General features: G+C 63.0%; 1 protein-coding gene. It reads left to right on the forward strand.

Features of this window, described 5'->3' with window-relative positions:
- A partial coding sequence (locus EOA22_RS36870) for a hypothetical protein (RefSeq protein WP_206521591.1) occupies window positions 1–508 on the forward strand: 508 nt, incomplete at both ends.

Here is a 508-nt window from a genome sequence, read left to right on the forward strand (position 1 = left end):
CGATTTCGATGTCGGCCAGGCCGGCGTCGCCGGCAGCGGCGGCACCTTCACCGACAATTTCGTTGGCGTGGACATGGATCAGAACGGCGCCGGCACCTATAATTTCAATGTGCTGAACGCGACCTTCACCACGGCGAACTATGCGACCCTGTTTGGTGCCGGCGGCGCGGGCTCGCAGATCAACGTCAACCGCGGCGGTGCCGCATCGCCGGTCGTGCGTGGCCTGTTCACGGGCAACATCCTCAACAACAACATCAACAACGCGGATTCCGGCACCGGACCAGGTATCAGTGTCTCCATCAACGGGACCGCCACCGGCAGCAACACGGTGACCGTCAAGCTCGACGGCAACACTGTCACGCACGTCGCGAACTATGGCATCCTGGTCGCGAACGGCGACGGCAATGGGATCGTCAATGCCACCATCACCAACAACACCGTCAGCACGACGACCGCAGCCGCGCTCGAGGCGATCCGCGTCAATGGCGGGATAACCTCGAGCCCCGCT

This window comes from Mesorhizobium sp. M7A.F.Ca.US.014.04.1.1, assembly GCF_003998745.1.
Lineage (GTDB): Bacteria > Pseudomonadota > Alphaproteobacteria > Rhizobiales > Rhizobiaceae > Mesorhizobium > Mesorhizobium ciceri.